1 protein-coding gene and 1 pseudogene are annotated in these 2,436 nt (G+C 24.0%); both read right to left on the bottom strand.

The window, feature by feature from the left end:
* A pseudogene (locus tag CD150_RS12885) lies at positions 1–1,961 on the bottom strand (CDP-glycerol glycerophosphotransferase family protein); the annotation flags it as partial.
* A gap of 72 nt (positions 1,962–2,033) precedes the next feature.
* Complete coding sequence (locus CD150_RS13835) at positions 2,034–2,306, bottom strand: hypothetical protein (RefSeq protein ID WP_240621241.1); 273 nt, start codon at positions 2,304–2,306, stop codon at positions 2,034–2,036.
* Positions 2,307–2,436: the final 130 nt, after the last annotated feature.

Here is a 2,436-nt window from a genome sequence, read left to right as displayed (position 1 = left end):
GTACTACCATCACTATCTAAAGACATTAATCTATTAATTAATTTAGTGTAATCAATATTTTTAATATGTTTTATTTGTAAAGCTAATTTATACTCATTTAAAGATGCAATTGGAAAATCACCTAATTCAAATATATTGAAATAAAAACCAATACTATTTTTGTAATCTTCTGTATCTTCTTGCAATAAAAGTATCGGTTTATTTAAATGTGCAAAATCAAAAATAGTTGATGAATAGTCAGTAATCATAATGTCCGAAAGAATATATAATTCTTGTATATCTACAAATTCATTATAGAAGCAATGTATTCTCTTATCTAAATTATTATATTGGGGTCTTAATGAGCTTTCATTTGGATGCAACTTAACTATAATCTCATATTCATTTGGTAAATAACCCAATAATTGCTTTAAGTCAATACTAGTCACTTGGCTACGTTTTTGATTACGCCAAGTAGGACAATATAATATATATTTCTTTCTCGTATCTTCTTTGAATAGGTATTTTCTTTGTAATCTTCTCCATTCTTCATCTGTTTGAAATTTTAGCAAATATTCATTTTTAGGCGCCCCATATTCCAATACTTTTAATTCGTTATTATCGTGTAGTTGAAATGCAGAACTTAACAGCATACTATTTACATTTGAAGATGTAATTAGATAATCCCATTTATACATTCTTGGTTTAAACTGTGATAATTGATGATTTCTTTCTTTTTTATTGCCTAAATCACCAACCATTTTTTTAAGCGGAAAACCATGCCATGTTTGAATAAACACTTGGTCTTTATGCTTATATACTTTATCCCAAGAATTACCATTTATAAATATATATTTAGACATTCTAAATTTTTCAATATAATCTTTACTTCCAAATCTAACAGGTTTAAACCCATGGTTTCTAATTTCTATATCTACAAGTGAATTAATTGAACTTACAAAAACTTCTTTATCTTTAAAGAAATTTTTAATGCCTAATGCTATATATTTTGGATCACCACTGAAATTATTCCCATGGAATGATTCAATGAATACTTTATTTGCTTGTGGAATGATTTCATTTAGCTTTTGCTTATACAAGTTTGTTTCTTTTTGTTTATAATGCTCTTTTAACTTATTATTTAAAACCTTATTGGAAAAAATTTTATTTAAAATCGGTAAAGATTTCATTTTTTTAAATTGTTCTTTTTTCTTATTCAAGTTTTTTAATTCATTCTTTTCCCTTGATTTAAGTACAAATTTTTTTCCATATTTATTTTTAAAGAAAAATTCTTTTGACATGTTATTATTGTTAATTATATTTTTTAAATTATTAACATATTCACTACTATAATTTGAATTTAAAAATGTGGCTTTTAATTTCTGAACATCTTCTTCACGATCTGCTTTTGTATATTTACTATCTAATATAGAAGTGATTAATACACTATCTTTTCTAATATTTTTTTCTAGGAATTTAATACCATTATACTGTGAATAGACCTCTTCTAAAACATTATCGTCACCAGGATAAATAAGTGCTCTATTCCCTCTAGCTAATGTTTCTAATATTGAATAACCTAACGTTTCATATGGTGAAGATGAAATATATATATAATTAAGCGGTTCTTTTTCATTAATATGAACATTATTTTGTAAATTATAATATTTCACTAAATTTTTATACAATAATTCTGATGGACCATAACCTATAATATATAGTTGAATATCATTTCTATCTGTGTTTTTTACTATATAGTTTATTAATTTTATTACGTAGGAAATATCTTTAATATTATCTTCGAACCTTGCTTTTATTAAAAGATTTCTTTTCGTATTTATAGGCTTTCTCTTGAGATCAATATGTTCAGCATTTACATACTGGGAAAACACTGAGTTATATTTGTATTTCTTTATAAATTTTTCTTTTATAGTATCTGTACTTACTCTTATACTATCAATGTATTCTAAACCTAAATCCAGTGAGTCATCTATATATTCTAATGGGCCATGAATTTCACCAATTATTTTAATCTTTTTGTTTTTTTGTTTAACCTATTTAGCATAAATAAATAGTTCTTCTCTTGTGATAATTAGTAAATCTCCTGCTACGATTTTAATAAAATCATCAAATTTATAAAACTGAACATTATTATTATTTATACCTTCATGTATAATTAAGCGCGTTATATCGTCACTTTCAAAATCTAATATATTAAAGTAATTAACATTATTACCATTCTTCAAAAATGATTTTATTAAATTTATGTTACTTCTTGATGTGCCTCCTTTGGCAAAGATATTGTATCCCAATATATTAATATTCATTTTCTCACCTTTCGTTCCCTAATCTTTTTACTTTTAAAAATTCCCTAAATTCAATAAAAGTTATTTTCGAAATAAACTAAACTCTGCTAATTATACATTATTATTTTATTTATATCTATGTTATATTACA

Source organism: Staphylococcus ureilyticus (genome assembly GCF_002902235.1).
GTDB lineage: Bacteria > Bacillota > Bacilli > Staphylococcales > Staphylococcaceae > Staphylococcus > Staphylococcus ureilyticus.
This window is presented reverse-complemented; position numbering and strand designations above follow the sequence as displayed.